The organism is Pseudomonas sp. KH_024_B2 (assembly GCF_057839965.1).
In genome coordinates, this window is sequence record NZ_CM174502.1 from 2,750,518 (window position 1) to 2,773,359 (window position 22,842).

A 22,842-nucleotide genomic window follows, 5' to 3' on the forward strand; every position below is an offset into this window, starting at 1 on the left:
TGAGTTATTTATCCAATGTCTCGTAGTGTTCTACAAAAACACGAATGATCGCTAACCGACTACGCTTGATTGCGCCAGTGCCTAAACTTTGCAAAAAATCGGTTTCACGTTTTCAATGATCGAGCAACAACGGGACAATCCAGTTGAAACTTGTTCCGCTACAATCCAAGACCGCTGTAGCGCAGGGTCGACGCTCGATTGCTTGCGATGGGGCCGCAACAGGCAACAAAGAAACTACCCTGCCTCCCCTCCCCCGTATTCTGGATCAAACCCATGAGCTCTACGCGGAGTTCCTGGAACCGATCGGCGTTGCGGTGGTGCATCCTTGCGACGAAGTGAGTTTCGAGGCCGCCCTCAATGCCCGCGATGCAGGGTTGGTCGATCCGATCCTGATTGGCCCAAGAGCCAAACTTGAAGCTATGCTCGTCAAGCAACTGGGACGGTTACAGACACGATGGCGGCGCTTCGACAGCACCGGTGGCGGTGGTGGCTGCGGACTCAAGCGGCTGTTCATGACGCATCCGCCGCTGAATGAGCGCATCGCCGCGCTGGAGCATGCCCCGGTGAAGGAGATGGAATGATGACCCCCATGAGCATCGGCGAACCCTGGATGTGGGCCGCTTTCATAGTCTTCGTCATCGCCATGTTGGCGCTGGACCTGTTCGTCTTCGGCGGGCGCAAGGCGCATCGCGTTTCGTTCCGGGAGGCGCTGGCCTGGGTCATCGCCTGGGTCAGCCTGGCACTGCTCTTCGCCGCACTGCTCTGGTGGTATCTGAACGGCACACTCGACGCTGAGGTCGCCCAGCGCAAGACGCTTGAGTTCCTGACGGGCTACCTGATCGAGCAGTCGCTGTCGGTCGACAACATGTTCGTCTTCGTCATGATTTTCGGCTACTTCGCCGTTCCACCGGAATTGCAGCGCCGGGTGCTGCTCTATGGCGTGCTCGGCGCTATAGTCATGCGTGCCGTCATGATTCTCGCCGGTGTCTGGCTGGTGTCGGAGTTCGATTGGCTGCTCTATGTCTTCGGCGCCTTGCTCGTCATCACCGGCATCAAGATGCTGATCTTCGCCAAACACAAGCTTGACCTGGACAAGAACCCGTTGCTGCGCTGGCTACGCCGCCACCTGCGCATCACCGACGGATTACACGCCGAGAAGTTCTTCGTGCGCCTGAACGGCGTGCGGTGGGCAACGCCGCTGTTCCTGGTGGTGGTGCTGATTGAGGCCAGCGACCTGGTGTTCGCGGTCGATAGTATCCCGGCGATCTTCGCCGTCACCACCGACCCCTTCATCGTATTCACCTCCAACATCTTCGCCATCATGGGCCTGCGCGCGCTGTACTTCCTGTTCGCCGACATGGCTGACCGCTTCCACTTGCTCAAGTATGGCTTGGCTATCGTGCTGGTGTTCATCGGTGGCAAGATGTTGGCCGCGCCGTGGCTCCATATACCGATCCAATGGTCGCTGGCCATAGTCGGCGGCATCGTCCTGGTTTCGGTGATACTGAGCCTGACTTTTGCGAAGAGCAAAACGCGAGTTGCGGGAGAAGAATGATGACCGAGACACAAGAGCGGGCGATGGTCAGGTGCGGGTTAGCGGGCAGCCAGGCAAGATGCACCGGCCGCTGTCGCCCGGCGCAACTGCGACATGACGCTCCCCGCCGTCACCACTGTAGGCGACATTGGGCAACTGCTCGCGGCCAGCGCCTCTGCGACCCAGGTATTGCAGGTATAGAACAGCGAATAGCTGCCCTCGGCCTGGTAGAACCAGCTCTCGCCATGCAGGCCAGGCCCGAGCGCCGCCAAGGTGCCCGCCGCTGAGTGGGTGAAGGTCCCGGCCACAAATGCGAGCAGTCGCCGGTAGCCGTCCTCCGTCACCCGCACCTCGATGACCTCGCTTGCGGCGAAACGCCGCCTGGGGTCCCCGGCAATCTTGACCACATGCAGCACGCTTGCCGTCGACCCGAACAAGGCCCGCAGGGCAAGGCGCAAGGTGGCCTGTGGGGCCCGGTAAAAGTCCTCGTCACCCCAGCCGAACTCGACGAAGTCGCCGTCGCTGAACGCTTCGGCCAGCGCGGGAAGCACCTGAAGCAGATCCGGGCGGGCAATCGCCAACCCGGTATGCAGGCCATGATTCACTACATAGAAGGACCGCCAACTGCCGCCCTCGCCCCTCGGCGGGCCCGACGCGGTAGCGCAGCCGAACAGCGTCAGGACCAGGGCCAGCACTACAATGCGCATACACAAGGGCTTGGAGGCTCGCTAACGAAACGTGGGAAAACCCTGACAGGGGGCGCTGTCCTAGACCGCCAGAACGCTGCAGGGCACCTGATACAGAATATGCTCGGTCGTGCTGCCGACAAGCTTTTGCAGTCCGTGGGATTGGACCCTGCCCATCACGATCACATCCACTTGATTCTCGTTGGCGAACTCACTAAGCGCCGAGACCGGTTGCCCCTTAATGAAATGTCGACGGTCAGAAGGCACTCCAAACCGACCGGCCAATTTAAGAAAAGATTTTTCCAGGTCCCTGCGCAGTTCCCGGGTAAGCTCTGACGGCGTCAGGCCGCCGCCCAGATCAGCCAGCCAGGCTGCCGAAATATCACAGGCGTACAGCAGATGCAGCTCGGCATCACACTGCAGCGCGAGGCTGGAAGCCTGCTGGATGATCCGGTCATTCAGCTCGCTGCCTTGCAACTTCGTATCTGAAGCGTCAACGGCCGCCACTACCTTGCGCGGCAAGGCATGACCGCTCGCACCGACCAGATACATCGGTACCGGGCAGTGGCGCAACAAGTACCAATCCATAGGCGTGATGAACGCGCGCTTGAGCACGGGTTCATGCTGTACTTGCTTGATCAGCAGATCGGGCTGCATGTCCGTGACGTGCTGAAGGATTTCCTGCTGCACGTCATCGGCCCATGCCACCTCGGTTGTCACGTTGATCCCAGTGCTACGGATATCCTTTGCCTGGTCCTTGAGCCAATCGCGATGGTCCTGCAGGTAACTCTCCCGAGCCTTGTGCCGGTCGCCTTGTTCGAACAGTGAGAGCACATCCAGCGATGGTAATAACGCCGCAATGTGTAAACTTGCCCCGCTGACCTTGGCCAGCTCGGCAGCATGGTGTATCGCAGGGGAATGGCGCTGGGCCGGGTTGATGATCAGCAATAACCGTTGATACTGGCTCATGATCTGACTCCAGAAAGGTTGGGCTTCGACGCCTGCCGCTGCCCCTTACCGATGGTCAGCCGTCGCGTCCTCGCTGGGTTCGGTGCCAGCGTTGACCCAAATTCCTCCCTTGGAATCTCCTTGGCTTTGATCTATATCAAATCCCTGCGCAGGACTGTCAAGACGTCCAGCGCCACTGCAAAACCTCGGGCATGTCCTGCCAGCTGATAACGATCAAGGTTATTGATCACCACCCTGTCGAACGGTGTCGTGGTTGCTCCCTCCTCCTTGAATCCCAGGACATGAATATTAGCGTGATTAATTCGTTTATAGACCAGTTTGTGAATGAGCGCCGGATATCAGTGGAAGATCACTGGTGAGCTCATGAATTTGGAATGAACGGCCATACCCTGTCCAGGAGGGTATGGCCGGTTACTGTGACTGCCGCGAGCGAGGTCTACTGGTGCTGCACCTGAAACAGGGACGTCACCTGTACCCGGGCCAGCATCTGCTCGGCCCCGCCCCCGCGACGCATGCCGCGCACCGGGCAGGCGTCGAGGTACTCGAGGCCCACCGCCAGTTTCAAATGGCGCTCGGGCCGGGCCAGCCGGTTGGTCACGTCGAAGCTGTACCAGCCATCGTCGAGCCAGGCTTCGGCCCAGGCGTGGCTGGCCAGATGGCTTTCATCTTCGGTGCACAGGTAACCGGAGACATAACGCGCCGGGATCCCCAGGCTGCGGGCGCATGCCAGGAACGCGTGGGTGTGGTCCTGACAGACCCCGCCTGCGGCGGCAAACGCTTGGGCGGCGGTGGTGTCCACGGTGGTCGCACCCGGGCTGTAGACCATGTGATCGGCCAGGCCATTCATCAAGTCGATCAGCGCCGCACGGTCACGCCGCGTGCCGCAGTGCTGCAAGGCAAAAGCGTTAAGGGCGTCATCGGTCCTGGTCAGATGGCTGGTGCGCAAGAACGGCAACGGCGACTGACTGTCGTGCTCCACGTCCAGTGCCTGGTCGATTTCAACCTGACCATAGGCGGTCAGTACGAGGGCGCCGTGGGGCTCGTCCATCGTCAATACATGCAGGATGTTGCCGTAAGGATCGAGCTGGCTGCGCACCAGGCGCGGCAGTTCCAGGTGCCATTCCAGAATGTGCTGGCGCTCGCTGTTCTTTGGCGTCAAACGCAGGAACTGGATACTGGTGCAGACTTCGTCGGCGTAGCTGTAGGTGGTGTCGTGGCGTATGGACAGTTTCATACGACCTCCAGATAGGACTCGTGAACGGTCTGGCCCAAGTGGCGAATCCGGGCAATGAAATCGGTCAACCAGAGGTGCAGGCCTGAACCTAATATCTCGTCGATCCCGGTGTAGCGCAGCCGCGCATTCATTTCGGCGGCCAGGCGCTGGGCCGGGCGGCCATTATTGCCCGGCAGGCTGGCAAGGATCTGGTCCAGCTCCTCGATGCAGGCGTGCAGCGAACGCGGCACATCGCCGCGCAACAGCAGCATCTCGGAAACCTGCTCGGCGCCCGGCGCATTGCGGTAGATCTCGTTGAATGCCTCGAAGGACGACAAGGCTCGCAGCAAGGCGCTCCACTGGTAGTAGCCGCGGGCTGAATTGTCACTCACCTCCTCCGACTCCTCGCCGAACATTTCGTAGCGCGCATCCAGCAGCCGCAGGGTGTTGTCGGCCCGTTCGAGGAAGGTGCCCAGGCGAATAAAGCTGTAGGCATCGTTGCGCATGATCGTGCCCGAGGTCGCCCCGCGGAACAAATGAGAGCGCTCCTTGACCCACTCGCAGAAATGGCTGATGCCGTACCGACCCAGGCCATTGCTGGCGATATTGCGCATCTCCAGCCAGGTGGCGTTGATGTTCTCCCACATATCGGCGGTGATGCGTCCACGCACGGCGTGAGCATTGGAGCGAGCCGCCTGCAGGCAGCAATAGATACTGTCGGGGTTGGTTTCATCCAGCGCGAAGAAGTGCAGCATGCGCTCGGTGTTGAGTTCGCCGTAGCGTTCGTTGTAGTCGTCCAGCGTGCCGGCGGCCAATAGCGACATCGCCAGCTCGGCGCGGCCATCGGTGCGCCCGGCCTGGGGCATCAGCGACAGCGAGTAACTGACTTCGAGCATGCGCGCCAGGTTTTCGGCGCGCTCCAGGTAACGGGACATCCAGTAGAGGTCCGAAGCGGTTCTTGAAAGCATGTCTTAGTCCTCTACTACCCAAGTGTCTTTGGTGCCGCCGCCCTGAGACGAGTTCACCACCAGCGAGCCTTCGCGCAATGCCACGCGGGTCAGGCCACCGGGCACCAGACGGGTTTCGCTGCCCGACAGCACAAACGGGCGCAGGTCAATGTGGCGTGGGGCGATGCCGTTTTCGACAAAGGTCGGGCACGTCGACAGGCACAGGGTTGGTTGGGCGATATAGGCTTCAGGGCGTGCCTTGAGGCGCGCGCGGAAGTCCTCGATTTCCGCCGCCGTGGCCGCAGGTCCCACCAGCATGCCGTAGCCGCCGGAACCTTGGGTTTCCTTGACCACAAGCTCAGGAAGATGGGCCAGCACATGGGACAACTCTTCCGGTTTGCGACATTGCCAGGTCGGCACGTTCTTGAGGATCGGTTCCTCATTGAGGTAGAAGCGGATCATGTCGCCGACATAGGGATAGATCGACTTGTCGTCGGCCACGCCGGTGCCGACGGCATTCGCCAGGACCACATTGCCCGAGCGGTAGGCAGCGATCAGGCCGGGCACACCGAGCATGGAATCCGGGTTGAACGACAGCGGATCGAGATACGCATCGTCGAGGCGGCGATAAATGACATCCACCTGCCTGGGGCCGGCGGTGGTGCGCATGTAGACATGATCGTCGCGGACAAACAGATCGGCGCCTTCAACCAGTTCCACGCCCATTTCACGGGCCAGGAACGCGTGCTCGAAGTAAGCGCTGTTGAAGCGACCCGGGGTCAATACCACTGCCGTAGGGTTGTCCAGGGGGCTGGAGCTCTTGAGGGTGTCCAGCAGCAGGTTCGGGTAGTGATCGATGGGCGCCACACGCTGGGCGGCGAAGAGTTCGGGGAACAAGCGCATCATCATCTTGCGGTCTTCGAGCATGTAGCTGACGCCGCTGGGGGTGCGCAGGTTGTCTTCCAGCACGTAGTAACTGCCATCACCGTCGCGGACCAGGTCGATCCCGGAGATGTGGGCATAGATGCCGCGGTGCAGATTCAGGCCCTGCATGGCGACCTGATAACCCTCGTTGGCCAACACCTGTTCGGCCGGAATAATGCCCTCCTTGAGAATACGTTGCCCGTGGTAGATGTCGGCCAGGAACATGTTCAAGGCCTGGACCCGTTGAATGCAGCCACGCTCGACCGTATGCCATTCGCTGGCTGTGATGCTGCGTGGAATGATGTCGAACGGAATCAACCGCTCGGTGCCCTGCTCGTCCCCGTATAAGGTGAAGGTGATGCCGGCTCGGTGGAACAACAGGTCGGCTTCGCGACGACGTTGATCCAGCAACTCCAGAGGTGTGTCCGCCAACCAACGCGCGAACTCCTGGTAATGTGGGCGGCAGCCACCACTCGCATCATACATTTCGTTAAAAAAAGCTCGGGACATACCCTACTCCTTGCCGCGATACATGCGGCATTTTTCTTATAACTTCGCTATTTCAATAAAATAAGGCCTTACGTTGTTTGAGTGAGTACTGTTTCTGTCAAGCACCTCAGTGTGCGTCGTTAACTTCCTGTCCCATGCGAAAATAAATTTCTCATGACTCCGGCAACCTCTTGACGCGTCCCGACGCCAGAGATTTGGCCTTTGCGGTTTTATTTCTGGCGCCCATTTATAACGCTCCCCGTTATCTTTTTTCGTTAAAAACCACACTTTCGGTGGTTTGAAAGTACTTTTGCAAGGGCTGTGCCCAAGTGTTGTTACGACTGACAAAAACGAAAAACTCTTCCAAAAAGACACGCAAGCGACATTTGGTTTCATTTTTGAGACCGGATTCGATAGGATCGCTGAAACGTTTTTCTCACTTGTAACTTGCACAACTCTGGAGCGGGCAAAAATGGTGCGATTAGCAACTCAAGTGCGTTTTTTGCCCTATAAGCGGGAAATTTCTACTCATTATTTTTATTTCCCTTGTCATACAAAGCATCCAGCCCGGCGCGTCGAATAATATCGGCGCACTATTAATGCTCTAAAAAATGTACCAGGAGACTTCATACGGAACGGAAGTGCCAAGTAGTAATGCAAAAAGAATACCGGGAGAGGACAGCCTGGCCTGAGCCCCTTAGACTTGGCCCCTGCTGTCCTTGCAACGCAGCGCCTCACTTCAAAGGTCATACCGATCAATCGCCCGACGACGTTCGTTTTCATCTCGAACATCGTAATTGGCAGTCGTCTGAATGTTTGTGTGGTGCGCGAGTTTTTGCGCAATCGACAAGTCATGCTCTTCGATCACTCGTGTAATGAATGAGCGACGAAAATCATGGGGCATGATTTTCACACCGACCTGCGCGCCACGTTGCCGTGCGATGTAATAAATCGCGTGCTTGGTAATCCGCTCACGGGTGATGTGATTGCCGCGACGAATCCTGTTGAACAGAAACGAGTCATCGTCCTGACCTTCGACCAACTGCGAACGCCGAAACGCCAGCCACGCATCCAGCTTGGCGAATGCCCAGCCCGGTGCGTACTTGATCAGTTCCTTGTTTCCTTTGGCCGTGACTCGCAGGCTGCGCTCAGCGAAGTCTATCTGCTTGAGTTCCAGATTCACCGATTCGGATTTGCGCATGCCTGAGCCATACAGGATCGCAATCACAGCGGCATCTCGTAGCCCCTGTGGTCTTGGATCGGCCGCACAGACAGCCATCAGTTCCTGGATCAACGTCCGTTTGAGATTTCGTCCCTGGGACAAACGTGTGCCGGCGATGCCTTTGACCGAGCGCATCTTCAATAGATGGTCCTGAGTGATCAGGCTTATTCGCCATGCCTCGTTCATCACGCCACGCACGGCATTGACGTACAACGAAGACGTATTGGGTGCATAACCATCGCTGCGTAATGTCGCAACCAAAGCGATAACGTCCTCGGGTTGCAGCTCATGCCAGGGAATTTCTTCGATATTGATATCTTCGAAACCCAGTCGGTCCGCAGCGTCCTGCAGCACATAGCGCATGGTCAGCTGACTCGAGGGCGCCAGCCTGGCCAGATAAAGCGTCAGTGGATTAGCCGCCCCCTTCCCCTCAGGCACTGTTGATGAGGTGCTGAAGGTGTGCGATGAATCGATATCAGGTAGATCAATCAAACTGACAGGGCCTTGAATGAATGTAGGAGCGTCGACCAGCTGTTCCTACATTGGCATTAACCAATGACGGGTTTTTCTCCGGAAAAAGTCGCTGGAGCGAGAACCCCGAACAGTAGCTGTATGACCTTCAGATAAACAGTCGTTTGCCATGTTTTTCATATTTGGTTCACATTTTTCTGCCTAATCTGGGCGCTGGTCATCCTCGGCGTCATGACCATCAATACTCGATCCGCTCACATGCCAGGCCCAAGGAATGCCCCATGAAAATCAGCGTATTTGGTAGTGGTTACGTAGGCCTCGTACAGGCCGCCGTACTGGCCGAAGTCGGCCACGATGTCATCTGCATGGACATTGACGAAAACAAGATCAAACAGCTGCAACAAGGACATGTGAGTATTTTCGAGCCAGGGCTCGCCAACCTGGTTCGCGAGGGGCTGGAAAGCCAACGGCTGCAATTTTCCGCCGACGAAAAGCTCGCTGTGCAGCACGGTCAGGTGCTGTTCATCGCTGTCGGCACCCCCTCAAGGGAAGATGGTTCGGCGGACCTGCGTCATGTTTTGTCGGTAGGTGATGCTGTGGCGCGCCATCGCGAACAGCCAGTGATTCTGGTGGAGAAATCCACCGTACCAGTCGGCACCGGCGACACCTTGCGTGCTCACATCGAAAAGAAACTGCAGCAAGCAGGCCGCCTGTTGCAGTTCGATATCGTCTCCAACCCGGAATTTCTCAAGGAAGGCTCGGCTGTTGCCGATTGCCGACGCCCGGATCGCATCATCATTGGCTGCGGGGGTGATGAAGTACGCGACGTGATGCGCGATTTGTACGCTCCGTTCAACCGCAATCACGACCGCATCATGTTCATGGACCTGCGCAGCGCCGAGCTGACCAAGTACGCCGCCAATTGCATGCTCGCCACCAAAATCAGCTTCATCAACCAGATCGCCGAACTGGCTGAACACCTCGGCGCCGACATCGAATCTGTGCGCCTGGGCATCGGCGCCGACTCGCGCATCGGCTATCACTTCATCTACCCCGGCTGCGGTTATGGCGGTTCCTGCTTCCCCAAGGATATGCGCGCATTGATTCATAGTGCTCAGGAAGCTCACTGCTCCAGCGATCTATTAGAGGCAGTGGAAGCCATCAACCAGCGGCAAAAACACAAGCTGTTCGAGCGGATCAATGCTTTCTACAAAGGCGACCTGCGAGGGAAAACTTTCGCGCTATGGGGATTGGCCTTCAAACCCAATACCGACGACATGCGCGATGCCCCGAGCCGGGTTCTGCTCGAATCACTCTGGCAAGCCGGTGCGCAGGTTCGCGCGTTTGATCCGCAAGCCATGCAGGAAACACAGCGTCTCTACCCGGACGAATCGCGTCTGACGTTGATGGGCACCCCTGAATCGACGCTGTCGCAGGCGGATGCGCTGATCATCTGCACCGAATGGCAGCAATTCAAGGCACCGGATTTCGAGTTGATCCGTCAGCGTTTGTCCGCCCCGGTGATCTTCGACGGGCGCAACCTGTACGACGCTGAACGCATGACGCGTAATGGCTTTCACTACTTCCCGATGGGTCGTGGCGCGTCATGCAACCTGCCTATTCCCTACCAACAATGGAATGCTCAATTGGTCGTGGCCTAGACCCCAATCCCCCTTCGAGATCCATCCGCTGGCAATCGTTGGGGGCTCCCCGGTTTGCTGATCGCGGGGCTAAATTTCTAATCCCTGCGAATCAGCTGTCAGAAATGTTTCTGACGGCCCTGCCTATTCCCACATGCATGCATTTATTTGCAGCAAAATCCTACAGCGTTATCGGTAATCGCCACCTATGAGCGTCCCTCTAGCGGATCATAATCAACCTGTAAAACCGACTTACAATAAAGTCCTTTAGCCATTAACCGATCCATCACTGGCGGTATTCAGAACAGTCACTTCTGAACTTCTCGCTAAAACACCATAGGCGCCTCCATGCCCGAAGATAACGCCCTCAGCGCACACCCACCGTTCTTGTCTTCTCCCCTATTGCGCGAGGGTAACGAGCAACTTGTCCGACATACACTGTTCTACGGCACCCCACCGGTGCCGGTGCCACAACTCCATAAACTGAGAGAGTTGCGTGATGCGCTGGTAGCGCTCAAGGGACCATTGGCCGAAAAGCCGGGCTTGCGCGAGAGTATTGAAAGAGATTTTTTCAATGACGAGGTCGATGACCGGGTGCTGGGCAAACGCGTCTCCAGGCCTTTGGAGCTGTAGCTGCTACGGGCGTAGTCCTTCACGCTTGCCCATCATCCGCCCCCACAGCGAGCTGCCCACAGGCCCCCACTTGCGGCACTAGACGGATATCGACACGACGGTTGGCCGCTCGCCCGGACTCGGTGTCATTGCTGGCGATCGGCTGGCTGGCAGCGCAGAGTCTCAATACTGCAAAAATAATGCACTTAAACAGCATCATTATGAATTTGTAAGCTATGACGTTGATCGGCACACTGTGCCAGTTCCTGCCCCAAGGCTGTGTCCGTAGCAGCTGCCGAGCCTGCGAGGCTGCGTTCGAGCCGGGGTCGCGCTCGACCGGAGTCCTCGCAAATCCTGCGTACGCGATTTACCTGAAAGAACGTGTTGCCTGATTTTACGACCGCTTCGTCCGAACGCGGCCCGGGCCTGACGCAGCCTCGCAAGCTCGTCAGCTGCTACGAGAGTTAGAACAAACCCTTCTTTTACCCACCATCTGCAACTGGATTGTCTTCGTCATGCTTGCTCGCTGGTTACCTGCTGCCATCAATACCCGCCCCGCCGAATGGAGTCGTGCCGCCATCGGCATGTCTCTCGCAACGTTGTTCAGTGTCTGGTTCTGCGGGTATGTGTTCGGAATGGATGTCGCGCTGCACCTGATCGGTCCGTTGGGCGCTTCAGCGGTGTTGCTGTTTGCCGTGTCGTCCGGCGCACTGGCTCAGCCATGGTCGATACTCGGTGGTTACTTCACCGCCGCCGTGGTTTCGCTGCTGGTGGCCCATGTGCTCGGCCGAACGCTGGTCAGTGCGTGTCTGGCCGCCGGCATGGCGCTGATGCTGATGTGCTGGTTACGTTGCCTGCATCCACCAGCCGGGGCCTTGGCGCTGCTGCTGGTGCTGGCCGATCCGGCGACCATCGCCATGGATTGGCTGGAGTTGGGCCCGGTGATGCTTGGCGCGCTGTGCATGCTGCTCAGTGCGCTGGCCTATAACAATCTGACGCGGATTCGTTACCCCAAGCGTCATAACGAGCCCGTCGCGGTGATTCCGGCCGATCATTCACCCAAAGATCCTGCGGGCATCACTGCCGAAGACCTGCGGCGTGCACTGGAAGATATGCAAGCGTTCTTCGACGTCACGCCAGAGGACCTTGAACAACTGATCCACGCCAGCGAACTGCACGCCAGACGCCGCAGCATCGGTGCAGTGCTGTCCAGCAGAGTCTGATTCGGATCCGCCGGGGCCCGGCACCGGACCCCGTTGCGTCGCCCTTAAGCCGCCGCCTGCTGACGGGCCGGTACCGCCAGACTTACCGCTCGCACCGAATCACCGGCACTCAAGCCGAGGCTTTTGGCGGTATGCGCATCGACAATTAATGTGCCTGCCGCAACCCGCGCCGGCGCAGTGGTGATCCGGCAATTGGCGAACTGGCGGTTGTGAATCAGATACGGCACCGCCTGCTCGCCGGTGGTGCCGATACTCAGCTGCAGCACCTGGCTGTCACGCACCGCACGAATGTCGCCGGTGGCGCACTCGATCAGCGGCCCGCCGTCGAAGATATCGATGTAATCCTTGTGGGCGAAGCCTTCAGCCTTGAGCATGCCCAGCGCCGGTTCGGTATTGGGGTGAACCCGACCGATCGCCGAGCGTGCCGATTCCGGAAGCAGGCAGGTCGGTAGTGGGAACTTGGGCATCAACTCGGCGATAAAGGTCTTGTTGCCCAGACCGGTCAGGTAGTCGGCATCGGCAAAATCCATCTTGAAGAAATGTCGACCCAGACCTTCCCAGAACGGCGAAACGCCCTCTTCATCCGAATAACCGCGCATCTCGGCAATCACCTTGTCACCGAACTGCTCGCGAAACTCGGCCAGAAACAGAAACCGCGCCTTGGATAACAGCCGCCCATTGAGTCCGCTGCGGTGATCGGCGTGCAGGAACAATGAGCACAGCTCCGAATGACCGGTCATGTCGTTGCCCAGGAACAACGTCGGCATATGCTGGTTGATTCCCAGATTCTTCGACGCCGCGACAAATAATCCGAGGCGGTAGTTGTACCAGGGCTCGCGCATGCCGACGGCGCCGGCCAGGGCACAAATGCCGACGGCTTGGCCGTTTTCGGCTTCCAGTACAAACAGGTAGTCGGCATCCGCACGTTCAGCCTCGCCGGCGAAGGTCTTTTCCGCCCACTCCAGACGATGGCGCAAACGCACGGCATCGGCTGGCAAGGTAGTCAAACCGGTGCCGGCGCTGTGGGCCAGGGACAGTAATGCAGGCAGGTCAGCCATAGTGGCAGGACGGACGATCATCGCGATTGCTCCTGGGTAGTCAGGCGTTCAGGTAAAAAGACTTCAGCCAGCATGCAGCGGGCGCTGCCGCCGCCGATGCGTTCGATGGTGTCGATGTTCACCGGCAGCGGTTTGGCGTGACGCTCGATCAGCTTGTGTTCTGCAGCATCCAGCGATTGCCAGGCGGTACGCGACATCACCAGCAAGGGCTCGCCCGCCGCGTTGTGGACTTCGAGCATGTTGCCGGCGAAGGATTCCAGCTGATCGAAACTCAGGGCCAGGATCTGCTTGCCGCTGCTTTCCAGCCGCGACTGCAGCGCGGTGCGCTCGTTCAGATCGCTGATGGATTCCAGACACACCACCGCCAGGCGGGTGCCGACGCTCATCATCACGTTGGTGTGATAAATCGCGACACCCTGACGGTCCACTGCGTTGAATGCGCAGAGCTCATAACCCAGGTGCTCGACCAGCTGATTCAAGGCCAGGGCATGGGTGCGGGTGGAATAACCGGCGTAGCAAATCCGCTGCTGACGATCGAGCACCATGCTGCCGGTGCCCTCGAGGAACACTTCCTGCTGCTCGAGGCTGGAGAGGTCCAGCAACTGCTCGACCCGGTACTCATCGCGCAACCAGTCCAGCACGCCTTTGTCCCGCTCCAGACGACGGTTGTGACCCTGCATCGGGTACAGCACCAAGGTGCCGTCGGGATGGCTGCTCCACCAGTTGTTGGGGAAGATCGAGTCCGGGGTATGCGGCGCTTCACTGTCGTTGTGCACCATGACGGTGACACCTTGCTCACGCAGGGCGGCGACATAGCCATCGAACTCTTGCAGGGCCTTGAGTTGCACGTCTTCGGCAGCCGCTGCCGGGCGCTGGAAGCGGTTATTGGCAGCCGTGTCCTGATTGAAGGAGAAACGTGTCGGGCGAATCATCAAAACGGTATTGGTGGTTTGCATGGGCACAGAATCAATGAGGGTTAAGAGGTACTCATTGTCTGATTCGCTGAGGGGAAAACCCGGCTGATAACGTGGGTGGGTGTGATGGAAATGGCTGAAAGCGAGGGGGCTGTCAGCCGATTCGGCGGGGAAAAGAAGTGTGCTGGATTCCAGGTAGATCAATACGATTTATGGCGTCTGGCTAAACGACTTCGCGGGCAAGCCCGCTCCCACATGGGCTGCATATACCCTGTGGGAGCGGGCTTGCCCGCGAATGTTTTGAAGACGTGCGCGACCGAAACGGCTTACTCCATCGACGTCTTGACCATCGCCAATTCTGGATGGCTGACCAGCTTGTCGATGTGCAGATCCGGGTCATCGAACCAGACTTCGGTCAGGACCCGGTAATGTTCCATGTCGCGACAACGCATACGCAGGCTGTAGTCGAACGCGCCGCTGATCAAGCGGCACTCCAGCACCTGCGGGCAGGCCCGGACCTTGGCTTCGAAGGCCTTTTGCGCCGCTCGCCCGCTCTGGTTCGACAGCGCCACCAACACCAGCAGCGACAGCCCCGGTGTCAGTTTCTTCTCGTCGAGGATCGCCCCGTAACCGCGGATAACCCCAAGCTGTTCGAGCTTGCGCACCCGTTCCAGGCATGGCCTGGGAGTCAGGTGTACCCGCTCGGAAAGCTTCTGATAGGTGATGCGCCCTTCGTGGCGCAGCACCTCAATGATTGCCTGATCGATACGATCAAGCACGATCGTCAGATCGCGGATATCCGCCATGTACGTTTTGCCTCACTTCAAACGGCCCGATAAAAATTGCTGCAAACGCTCGCTTTGCGGCCGGTCGAGAATCTCTGAAGTCCCCTGCTCCTCGACCCGCCCTTGATGCAGAAACAACACTTGAGTGGATACTTGACGGGCAAAGCCCATCTCGTGGGTCACCATCAGCATGGTACGACCTTCTTCAGCCAACGCCTGGATTACCTTGAGTACTTCGCCAACCAGCTCCGGATCGAGCGCCGAGGTCGGCTCGTCGAACAACAGAATCTGCGGCTCCACCGCCAAGGCCCGGGCAATCGCCACCCGTTGCTGCTGACCACCGGAAAGAAACGCCGGGTACTGTTCGGCCACTCGTTGCGGCAAGCCGACTTTGTCCAGATACGCACGGGCGCTCGCCTCGGCGTCCTTGCGACTGATACCCAGCACACGGCATGGCGCCAGTATGATGTTTTCCAGAACCGTCAGATGGCTCCACAAATTGAAATGCTGAAACACCATGGCCAGACGCGTGCGCAACCGCTGCAACTGCGCGGGGCTGGTGACCCGCATACCGCCCGCGGCTGGCCGGGTGGCAATCCGTTCACCGTCCAGTTCGATGGAACCTTCGTCCGCCCGTTCAAGGAAGTTGATACAGCGCAGCATTGTGCTTTTGCCTGAACCGCTGGCGCCGATCATGCTCACCACATCGCCGGCACGCGCGTTTAACGAGACGCCCTTGAGCACTTCATTGTCACCAAAGCGCTTATACAGATTTTCAACCGTCAGTTTATACATGGAGCACTCCTGCAGCCGTACCGCTATCGGCACAACTCTGGACAGAAAAAATAGAAGTGAAAAAAGCCGGCCCCAACCTTCAGTGGGCCGGCCCGAGGAAACTCAGCCAGCGCTTCTCTGCCAGGCGGAATGCACCCACCAACCCGAAAGACAGCGCGAGGTACAGCAACCCGGCAATGGTGAATGCCTGGAAGGTCATGAAGGTCGCGGCATTGGCATCGCGGGCGACCTTGAGGATGTCCGGAATGGTCGCGGTGAAGGCCACGGAAGTCGCATGCAGCATCAGGATCACTTCGTTGCTGTAATACGGCAGTGCCCGGCGCAACGCCGACGGCAGGATCAGCCGCAGATACAAACGCCAGCCACTCAGACCATAGGCATGGGCCGCTTCGATTTCACCGTAGGGAATGCTGCGAATCGCCCCGGCAAAAATTTCCACGGTGTAGGCGCAGGTGTTGAGGGTGAACGCCAGCAAGGTGCAATTCATCGCATCGCGAAAGAACGCTTCCAGCAGCGGCTGCGAACGGACCACGGCAATGCCGTAGATCCCGCTGTAGCAAATCAGCAGCTGGATATACAGCGGTGTGCCGCGAAACACATAGGTGAACAGCTGAACCGGCCAGCGCAGCACGCCCCAGCGCGAGGTCCGCATAATCGCCAGCGGCAGCGACAGGAAAAACCCCAGGACGATGCTCACACAGAGCAACCACAAGGTCATTGCCAACCCGGTGAAGTTGTAGCCGTCACTGAAGAGAAAGGGTTTCCAGTATTCCGAAATCAACTCGATCATCGCGTCATCCCCCGCACGCCCTGGTTGTAACGCCGCTCAAGCACCCGCAGCACATAGTTCGAAGCACTGGTGATCAGCAGATACAGCGCCGCCGCCAACAGCAAAAAATCCAGCATATTGAAGGTGCTCTTGCCGGCTTCCTGGGCGACTTTGACCAGGTCCGACAGGCCGATGATCGACACCAGGGCCGTGGCTTTGAGCAGCACCAGCCAGTTGTTGCCAAGGCTCGGCAACGCGAAGCGCATCATTTGCGGGAACACCACGAAGCGAAACCGTTGCCAGCGGTTCAAGCCGAACGCCGCACCGGCTTCCTGCTGGCCACGCGGAACGCTGAGAATTGCGCCGCGAAAGGTCTCGGTGAAATAGGCGCCGTAGATAAACCCCAGGGTGATGATGCCTGCCACAAACGGATCAATCTCTATATAAGGCCAATCCATGGCTTCGGTCAGGCTGCTCAGCCAACCTTGCAGGCTGTAGAAAATCAGCAGCATCAACACCAGATCGGGAACGCCGCGGATCAGTGTCGTGTAGAAGGTCGCCGGCAGGTTCAAGATGCGCAGCGGTGAGAGCTTGGCCGCAGCACCCAGCAAGCCCATCAGCATGCTCACCAGTAACGAAAGAAAAGAAAGTTTGAGCGTCACCCACGTGCCGTGCAGCAACAGCGGGCCATAGCCCTGCAGGGCCGACATGTCGAGGCCCAGAACATTCAGGAAGGAATTCACACAGTCACCTGTCTTGAGTTGCCACAGACCAACGCTGCATCGCACAGGGTGATGCAGCGTCAGGCTGTGCAAGGATCAGTTGTTGTAAAGATCGAGATCGCCGAAGTGCTTCTTCTGGATCTGCGCGTAGATGCCCTTTTCATGCAGGGCCTTGATGGCAGTGTTGAGCATGCCTTTGAGCTCGTCGTTGTCCTTGCGGATACCGATGGCGATTTCCGACGGTACCAACGGGTCGCTGATGCCCTCACTGTTCTTGAATTCAGCGCCTTGCGGCGAAGTCAGGAAACTCATCTGAGCTTGCAGCTTGTCCTGGATCGACGCATCGAGACGACCGAACACCAGGTCGGCATAGACCTGATCCTGGCTCTGATAGGCCCGCAGTTTCACACCACCGGGTGCCAGTTTGGCCTTGGCGTAGGTTTCCTGAATGGTGCCCTGCATGTAGCCGATGGTCTTGCCTTTGAGGGACTCGGCAGTGGGTTCCAGGCCAGAATCCTTGCGGGTAACGATCGCGGTCGGGCCGGCATACAGACGATCAGTGAAATCGATCTGTTTTTTACGCGCGTCGGTCACGGTCATAGAAGACTCGATCGCATCGAACTTGCCAGCCTTGAGGGCCGGGATCAGCCCGTCGAAATCGTTGCTCACCCATACGCACTTGAGCTTGAGTTCAGCACAGATGGCATTGCCCAGATCCACACCAAAGCCCTGCACGCCGCCGTCAGCGGTGGTCGATTCGAACGGTGGGTAGCTTGGGTTGACGCCAAATCGCAGTTCTTTCCACTCTTTGGCGCTAGCGCCTGCCGAACAGAACAGCATCGCGAGTACAGGTAAGGCCAGCCATTTTTTGTTCATCTTCGTGAGTCCCGATTTATTTGGATTTATCGCGGCCAGGTGTGCGACCGAGCCACATTTATGGGCAGGAGTGATGAGTCGATGCGGCATACACCGCAGCAGTGTTGTTATTGTTTTAACCGGGTGCGTCGCCACACCCACCCTGAAGCCCTTGGTGCAGACGGCTTCAATGGAACGCCAGAATGCCAACAGAACGCCTCGGGCAGGTGTCGTAAGGGCCTGTGTAGACAGCCCGGTTGTGCTGATAAGCGCTACCACACAGCCGAATCGGTCGTGACTGTTGCTTACATCGATGTCAGTCAATCAAGGAGCCTTGAGACAAGCGCTGTACTGTGGCGAGGGAGCTTGCTCCCGTTCGAGTGCGCAGCAGTCGCAAAGTCGGTGAATGCGGTGTGACTGACAAAATGTGGTTGCAGGTTTTGGGGTCGCTTCGCAACCCAGCGGGAGCAAGCTCCCTCGCCACAAGGGACCCTGTTACGCTGCAAAACACATCCCTGCAAAAATGCACACCCGACCTGCAGTTATCCGGCTTGTGCATGACAAATTTGCACTGTTACGATCCGCCATCGTTCGCGCGCGAACACTTCTATAAAGAACAATAAAAGCAGGGAGTTAGTGATGACTGCTCAGGTTTCACTCCAAGCGGCACGGTCCGGGGATGTCACGCAAAGCGAAGTGCTGGCCGAGGTCCGCAACCATATCGGCCACCTGACCCTCAACCGCCCCGCCGGCCTCAACGCCCTCACTCTGGACATGGTCCGCTGCCTGCACCAGCAACTCGATGCCTGGGCCCATGACCCACAGGTGCATGCGGTGGTTCTGCGCGGTGCCGGTGAAAAGGCCTTCTGCGCCGGTGGCGATATCCGCTCGCTGTACGACAGCTTCAAAAACGGACAAACCCTGCACCAGGACTTTTTCGTCGAGGAATACGCCCTCGACCTGGCCATCCACCAGTACCGCAAACCGGTACTGGCGCTGATGGACGGTTTCGTCCTCGGCGGTGGCATGGGGCTGGTGCAAGGCGCAGACTTGCGAGTCGTCACCGAACGCAGCCGCCTGGCGATGCCGGAAGTGGCCATCGGTTATTTCCCGGACGTCGGCGGCAGTTATTTCCTGCCACGAATCCCGGGCGAACTGGGGATCTACCTCGGTGTCAGTGGCGTACAGATCCGTGCCGCCGATGCGCTCTACTGCGGGTTGGCCGACTGGTTCCTGGAAAGTGACAAGCTGAGCCTGCTGGATCAGCGCCTCGACAGCCTGGAATGGCACGAAACACCGCTCAAAGACCTGCAAGGTCTTTTGGCAAAACTTGCCGTACAACAACTGCCCGACGCACCGCTGCACGCCCTGCGCCCGGCCATCGACCACTTCTTCGCCCTGCCTGACGTGCCGAGTATCGTCGAGCAACTTCGCCAAGTGACGGTGGCCGACAGCCATGAATGGGCCACGACCACCGCCACCCTTCTGGAAAGCCGCTCGCCGCTGGCGATGGGCGTAACCTTGGAGATGCTGCGGCGCGGTCGTCAGCTGAGCCTGGAAGAGTGCTTCACCCTGGAGTTGCATCTGGACCGCCAGTGGTTCGAACGTGGCGACCTGATCGAAGGCGTGCGCGCCTTGCTGATCGACAAAGACAAGAACCCGCGCTGGAACCCGCCGACCCTGCAAGCTCTTGATAGCGAGCATGTCGCGAGTTTCTTCAACGGTTTTGACGAGAGTGGGAGCTGAGCCATGCACGACCTTGAATTGAGTGAAGAGCAAGTCATGATCCGCGACATGGCCCGGGACTTTGCCCGCCGTGAAATCGCGCCCCACGCTCAGGCCTGGGAAAAGGCTGGCTGGATCGACGATGCGCTGGTGGCGAAAATGGGCGAGCTGGGCTTGCTCGGCATGGTGGTCCCCGAGGAATGGGGCGGCGCCTATGTCGATTACGTTGCCTACGCCCTCGCGGTGGAAGAAATCTCCGCCGGTGACGGTGCGACTGGCGCCTTGATGAGCATCCACAACTCGGTGGGCTGCGGGCCGGTCCTCAACTACGGCACCGAGGCGCAGAAACAGACCTGGCTGCCTGATCTGGCCAGCGGCCAGGCCATCGGTTGCTTCGCTCTGACCGAACCCCAGGCCGGTTCCGAAGCGCATAACCTGCGCACCCGTGCCGAACTGCGCGACGGCCAGTGGGTGATCAACGGCGCCAAGCAATTCGTCAGCAATGGCAAACGGGCGAAACTGGCGATTGTCTTCGCTGTCACCGATCCGGACCTGGGCAAGAAAGGCCTGTCGGCGTTCCTGGTTCCCACCGACAACCCAGGCTTTATCGTCGATCGTTCCGAACACAAGATGGGTATCCGCGCCTCAGACACCTGCGCCGTGACCCTCAACCAATGCACGATTCCTGAAGCGAATCTGCTGGGCGAGCGCGGCAAGGGGCTGGCGATTGCCTTGTCCAATCTCGAAGGCGGTCGTATCGGCATCGCCGCTCAAGCCCTGGGCATTGCCCGTGCAGCGTTCGAAGCGGCGCTGGCTTATTCGCGTGACCGGGTGCAGTTCGACAAGCCGATCATCGAACACCAGAGCATCGCCAACCTGCTGGCGGACATGCACACCCGCTTGAACGCGGCCCGCTTGCTGATCCTGCATGCGGCGCGTCTGCGCAGTGCTGGCAAACCCTGCCTGTCGGAAGCGTCACAGGCCAAGCTGTTTGCTTCGGAAATGGCCGAAAAGGTTTGCTCCTCGGCGATACAGATCCACGGTGGTTACGGCTATCTGGAGGATTACCCGGTAGAACGCTATTACCGCGATGCGCGGATCACCCAGATCTATGAAGGCTCGAGCGAGATTCAGCGGATGGTGATTGCGCGGGAACTGAAGAACTATCAAATCTAAAAGCTGAAAAGCTTCGCGGGCAAGCCCGCTCCCACAGGAGAAGGCCGATCGTTCCCACGCTCTGCGTGGGAATGCCGCTCTGGACGCTCTGCGTCCGCTCTGGATGTGACGCGGAGCGTCACGGGATGCATTCCCACGCGGGAGCGTGGGAACGATCTTCAGCAGCGCATCACTTCCCTTTAAACTGCGCCTCACGCTTGCCGATAAACGCGGCCATCCCTTCTTTGCGATCTTCAATGGCGAACGCCGCATGGAACACCCGGCGCTCGAAACGCACGCCTTCGGACAGGCTGACTTCAAAGGCGCGGTTCACGCTTTCCTTGACCATCATCGCGATTGGCAGGGATTTGCCGGCAATGACTGCCGCCACCTTCAGCGCTTCTTCCAACAACTCATCCACCGGCACGATGCGCGCAACGATCCCGGCGCGCTCGGCTTCCACTGCATCGATCAAGCGCCCGCTCAGGCACATTTCCATGGCCTTGGCCTTGCCCACAGCGCGGGTCAGGCGCTGGGTGCCGCCCATGCCCGGCAATACGCCAAGATTGATTTCCGGCTGGCCGAATCTGGCGTTGTCACCGGCCAGAATGAAGTCGCACATCAACGCCAGCTCACAACCGCCGCCCAGGGCAAACCCGGCGACCGCGGCGATGATCGGTTTGCGGCGATTGGCCACCCGATCACTGTCGCTGAACAGATCGTCGAGGTAGATCTGCGGATAGGTCAGCTCGGCCATTTCCTTGATGTCGGCACCGGCGGCGAAGGCCTTCTTCGAACCAGTGAGCACAATGCAGCCAATCTCGGGGTTGGCTTCCAGGCCATCCAGCGCCTGATTCAGCTCGCTGACGATTTGCGCATTCAGCGCATTCAGGGCTTGCGGGCGGTTGAGGGTGATCAGACCGACCCGGCCATGGATTTCCAACAAAATCGTTTCATAACTCATGAAGGGGCTCCTGCCTTAGATAGAGGAATAGAGAATCAAAGATTGCGCGAAATGACCATGCGCTGAATATCGCTGGTGCCTTCGTAGATCTGGCAGACGCGCACGTCGCGGTAAATCCGCTCCAGCGGGAAGTCGCTCAAATAGCCATAGCCACCGAGGGTTTGCAAGGCCATCGAGCAGACCTTCTCAGCCATTTCCGAGGCGAACAACTTGGCCATCGACGCCTCGACCAGCGCCGGTTTGCCGCTGTCACGCAGGGCCGCCGCGTAATGCACCATCTGCCGGGCGACCGCAATCTGCGTGGCCATGTCCGCCAGCCGGAAGGCCACGGCTTGATGCTCGATCAGCGCCTTGCCGAAACTCTCCCGCTCGCGGGCATAGTCCCGTGCGGCTTCAAACGCTGCGCGGGCCATGCCCACCGATTGCGAGGCAATGCCGACACGCCCGCCTTCGAGGTTGGCCAGAGCAATCTTGTAGCCCTCACCCTCCTCCCCCAAGCGATTGGCGATTGGCACTTTCACGTCTTCGAACAGAATCTGGCAGGTGTCCGACGCATGCTGGCCGAGTTTGTCTTCAATCCGTGCGACCTTGTAGCCGGGTGAATCGGTGGGGACGATAAACGCGCTGATGCCGCGTTTGCCGGCACTCGGATCGGTCACCGCAAACACAATCACCACCCCGGCGTTCTGCCCGGAGGTGATGAACTGTTTGCAGCCATTGAGCACGTAGTGATCGCCGTTCAGCCGGGCACGGGTTTTCAGGCTGCTGGCGTCGGAACCGGCCTGCGGTTCGGTCAGGGCAAAGGCCCCGAGCATCGCACCGCTGGCCAGCGGTTTAAGGAATTGCTCTTTCTGTTGATCGTTGCCGAACTTGAGGATCGGCACGCAACCCACCGAGTTGTGCACGCTCATGATGGTCGAGCAGGCGCCGTCCCCGGCGGCGATTTCTTCCAGGGCCATGGCATAGGCCAGGTAACCGGTGTCGCAACCGCCCCACTGCTCCGGCACCAGCATGCCGAAGAAGCCCAGCTCGGCCATCTCGCCGATGGCTTCCTTGGGGAAGCGATGTTCGCGGTCCCACTCGGCGGCGAACGGTTTCAGCCGTTCCTGGGCAAACTGCCGGGCCGCTTCGCTGATCTGTAGTTGTTCGTCAGTCGGGAGCATAAGGATT

Annotated in this window: 22 protein-coding genes and 2 pseudogenes; 7 read left to right on the forward strand and 17 right to left on the reverse strand. The window is 58.8% G+C overall.

Features of this window, described 5'->3' with window-relative positions; translation table 11 throughout:
- The first annotated feature begins 143 nt into the window (after nucleotides 1-143).
- A complete protein-coding gene (locus AC3I0A_RS12870) occupies nucleotides 144-581 on the forward strand; it encodes a hypothetical protein (protein ID WP_489378197.1) in 438 nt (145 codons plus the stop codon).
- Nucleotides 581-1,555, forward strand: a complete 975-nt coding sequence (locus AC3I0A_RS12875; RefSeq protein WP_489378490.1) for a TerC family protein — start codon at nucleotides 581-583, stop codon at nucleotides 1,553-1,555. The genes AC3I0A_RS12870 and AC3I0A_RS12875 overlap by 1 nt, the downstream gene beginning before the upstream one ends.
- A gap of 38 nt (nucleotides 1,556-1,593) precedes the next feature.
- On the opposite strand, the gene AC3I0A_RS12880 is transcribed toward AC3I0A_RS12875, so the two are convergent.
- From AC3I0A_RS12880 to AC3I0A_RS12910, 7 genes and pseudogenes are all read right to left on the reverse strand, one after another.
- Entirely contained in the window at nucleotides 1,594-2,241 is a 648-nt protein-coding gene (locus AC3I0A_RS12880) for a DUF2459 domain-containing protein (RefSeq protein ID WP_489378198.1), read from the reverse strand.
- Between the two features lie 60 nt (nucleotides 2,242-2,301).
- Nucleotides 2,302-3,189, reverse strand: a complete 888-nt coding sequence (locus AC3I0A_RS12885; protein WP_489378199.1) for a universal stress protein — start codon at nucleotides 3,187-3,189, stop codon at nucleotides 2,302-2,304.
- Nucleotides 3,190-3,386: 197 nt separating this feature from the next.
- Nucleotides 3,387-3,527, reverse strand: a pseudogene (locus AC3I0A_RS12890) (phosphoketolase family protein); the annotation flags it as partial.
- Between the two features lie 98 nt (nucleotides 3,528-3,625).
- The gene (locus AC3I0A_RS12895; protein WP_489378200.1) at nucleotides 3,626-4,423 is read right to left on the reverse strand and encodes a transglutaminase family protein; all 798 of its coding nucleotides are present in this window, start codon (nucleotides 4,421-4,423) and stop codon (nucleotides 3,626-3,628) included.
- Nucleotides 4,420-5,370, reverse strand: coding sequence for an alpha-E domain-containing protein (locus AC3I0A_RS12900; RefSeq protein WP_489378202.1), 951 nt, complete (start codon nucleotides 5,368-5,370; stop codon nucleotides 4,420-4,422). Before AC3I0A_RS12900 ends, AC3I0A_RS12895 begins: the two co-directional genes overlap by 4 nt.
- 3 nt (nucleotides 5,371-5,373) lie before the next feature.
- Nucleotides 5,374-6,783 (reverse strand): circularly permuted type 2 ATP-grasp protein, encoded by a 1,410-nt coding sequence (locus AC3I0A_RS12905; RefSeq protein ID WP_489378203.1) that lies wholly within the window; start codon nucleotides 6,781-6,783, stop codon nucleotides 5,374-5,376.
- 718 nt (nucleotides 6,784-7,501) lie between these two features.
- Complete coding sequence (locus tag AC3I0A_RS12910) at nucleotides 7,502-8,422, reverse strand: site-specific integrase (protein WP_489378492.1); 921 nt, start codon at nucleotides 8,420-8,422, stop codon at nucleotides 7,502-7,504.
- Nucleotides 8,423-8,736: 314 nt separating this feature from the next.
- Here AC3I0A_RS12910 and AC3I0A_RS12915 point away from each other — a divergent pair, with 314 nt between their 5' ends.
- Complete coding sequence (locus AC3I0A_RS12915) at nucleotides 8,737-10,116, forward strand: UDP-glucose dehydrogenase family protein (protein WP_489378204.1); 1,380 nt, start codon at nucleotides 8,737-8,739, stop codon at nucleotides 10,114-10,116.
- Nucleotides 10,117-10,443: 327 nt separating this feature from the next.
- On the forward strand, nucleotides 10,444-10,728 hold the full coding sequence (locus tag AC3I0A_RS12920; protein WP_489378205.1) for a hypothetical protein: 285 nt from the start codon (nucleotides 10,444-10,446) through the stop codon (nucleotides 10,726-10,728).
- A gap of 19 nt (nucleotides 10,729-10,747) precedes the next feature.
- Here AC3I0A_RS12920 and AC3I0A_RS12925 read toward each other — a convergent pair.
- Nucleotides 10,748-10,879, reverse strand: a pseudogene (locus AC3I0A_RS12925) (OmpA family protein); the annotation flags it as partial.
- Between the two features lie 343 nt (nucleotides 10,880-11,222).
- On the opposite strand from AC3I0A_RS12925, the gene AC3I0A_RS12930 reads away from it, so the two are divergent.
- A complete protein-coding gene (locus AC3I0A_RS12930; RefSeq protein WP_489378206.1) occupies nucleotides 11,223-11,930 on the forward strand; it encodes an HPP family protein in 708 nt (235 codons plus the stop codon).
- A gap of 44 nt (nucleotides 11,931-11,974) precedes the next feature.
- Here the strand turns inward: AC3I0A_RS12930 and astA are convergent, their stop codons facing one another.
- From astA to AC3I0A_RS12965, 7 genes are all read right to left on the reverse strand, one after another.
- Nucleotides 11,975-13,009 (reverse strand): arginine N-succinyltransferase, encoded by a 1,035-nt coding sequence (gene astA, locus AC3I0A_RS12935; protein WP_489378207.1) that lies wholly within the window; start codon nucleotides 13,007-13,009, stop codon nucleotides 11,975-11,977.
- On the reverse strand, nucleotides 13,006-13,944 hold the full coding sequence (ctlX, locus tag AC3I0A_RS12940; protein ID WP_489378209.1) for a citrulline utilization hydrolase CtlX: 939 nt from the start codon (nucleotides 13,942-13,944) through the stop codon (nucleotides 13,006-13,008). Before ctlX ends, astA begins: the two co-directional genes overlap by 4 nt.
- Before the next feature lie 284 nt (nucleotides 13,945-14,228).
- On the reverse strand, nucleotides 14,229-14,708 hold the full coding sequence (locus AC3I0A_RS12945; protein WP_489378211.1) for an Lrp/AsnC family transcriptional regulator: 480 nt from the start codon (nucleotides 14,706-14,708) through the stop codon (nucleotides 14,229-14,231).
- Between the two features lie 12 nt (nucleotides 14,709-14,720).
- Entirely contained in the window at nucleotides 14,721-15,482 is a 762-nt protein-coding gene (locus AC3I0A_RS12950; RefSeq protein WP_489378213.1) for an ABC transporter ATP-binding protein, read from the reverse strand.
- A 79-nt stretch (nucleotides 15,483-15,561) separates the two neighbouring features.
- The gene (locus tag AC3I0A_RS12955; RefSeq protein ID WP_489378214.1) at nucleotides 15,562-16,272 is read right to left on the reverse strand and encodes an ABC transporter permease; all 711 of its coding nucleotides are present in this window, start codon (nucleotides 16,270-16,272) and stop codon (nucleotides 15,562-15,564) included.
- On the reverse strand, nucleotides 16,269-16,961 hold the full coding sequence (locus tag AC3I0A_RS12960) for an ABC transporter permease (RefSeq protein WP_489378493.1): 693 nt from the start codon (nucleotides 16,959-16,961) through the stop codon (nucleotides 16,269-16,271). The genes AC3I0A_RS12955 and AC3I0A_RS12960 overlap by 4 nt, the downstream gene beginning before the upstream one ends.
- A 108-nt stretch (nucleotides 16,962-17,069) precedes the next feature.
- Complete coding sequence (locus AC3I0A_RS12965) at nucleotides 17,070-17,849, reverse strand: transporter substrate-binding domain-containing protein (protein ID WP_489378216.1); 780 nt, start codon at nucleotides 17,847-17,849, stop codon at nucleotides 17,070-17,072.
- Nucleotides 17,850-18,467: 618 nt separating this feature from the next.
- Between AC3I0A_RS12965 and AC3I0A_RS12970 the strand changes: the two genes are divergently transcribed.
- On the forward strand, nucleotides 18,468-19,574 hold the full coding sequence (locus AC3I0A_RS12970; protein WP_489378218.1) for an enoyl-CoA hydratase/isomerase family protein: 1,107 nt from the start codon (nucleotides 18,468-18,470) through the stop codon (nucleotides 19,572-19,574).
- 3 nt (nucleotides 19,575-19,577) lie between these two features.
- Complete coding sequence (locus AC3I0A_RS12975; RefSeq protein ID WP_489378219.1) at nucleotides 19,578-20,729, forward strand: acyl-CoA dehydrogenase family protein; 1,152 nt, start codon at nucleotides 19,578-19,580, stop codon at nucleotides 20,727-20,729.
- Between the two features lie 169 nt (nucleotides 20,730-20,898).
- Here the strand turns inward: AC3I0A_RS12975 and AC3I0A_RS12980 are convergent, their stop codons facing one another.
- Entirely contained in the window at nucleotides 20,899-21,672 is a 774-nt protein-coding gene (locus AC3I0A_RS12980) for an enoyl-CoA hydratase (RefSeq protein WP_489070373.1), read from the reverse strand.
- 35 nt (nucleotides 21,673-21,707) lie between these two features.
- A complete protein-coding gene (locus AC3I0A_RS12985) occupies nucleotides 21,708-22,835 on the reverse strand; it encodes an acyl-CoA dehydrogenase (protein ID WP_489378220.1) in 1,128 nt (375 codons plus the stop codon).
- Nucleotides 22,836-22,842: the final 7 nt, after the last annotated feature.